Raw genomic sequence first — 512 nt, forward strand, 5'->3', positions numbered from 1 at the left:
TCGGCCGGTGGGGGGTCGATGATTTGGCGGGGTAGGCCGTTGTGTTCGACGAAGCGGGTGCGGAGGGCTTCGTGTCGGGTGGTGAGGGTGTGGAGGGCGCGGTGTAGGGCGGTGGTGTTCAGGGTGCCGTGTAGTCGTAGTGCGACGGGGATGTGGTAGACGGTCGAGTTGGGGTCGAGTTGTTGTTCGAACCAGAGTCCTTCTTGTTGGCGGGTGCAGGCCAGGGGTTCTCCGCGGGGTATGGGTTTGATTGGTGTGCTGGTGGTGGTGGGTGCGGTGTGGTCGAGGTGGTTGGCGAGTTGGTGTAGGACGGGGTTGGCGAATAGTTCGCGTGGGGGGAGTTCGGTGTGGAGTTGGTCGCGGATGCGGGCGGCGAGTTGGGTGCCTAGGAGGGAGTTGCCGCCGAGGTCGAAGAAGTTGTCGGTGGTGCTGATCTGGTCGATGTTGAGCAGGTTTTGCCAGGTGTCGGCGAGCCATTGTTCGGTGTGGGTGGTGGGTGCGATGTGTTCGGT

General features: G+C 63.1%; 1 protein-coding gene. It reads right to left on the minus strand.

Going from position 1 to position 512, the window contains the following annotated elements; translation table 11 throughout:
* Positions 1–512 (minus strand): condensation domain-containing protein (locus ADK66_RS30350; protein WP_157553119.1); only part of this gene is annotated, 512 nt, incomplete at both ends.

The organism is Micromonospora sp. NRRL B-16802, assembly GCF_001279555.1.
GTDB classification, from domain to species: Bacteria; Actinomycetota; Actinomycetes; order Mycobacteriales; family Micromonosporaceae; genus Micromonospora; species Micromonospora profundi.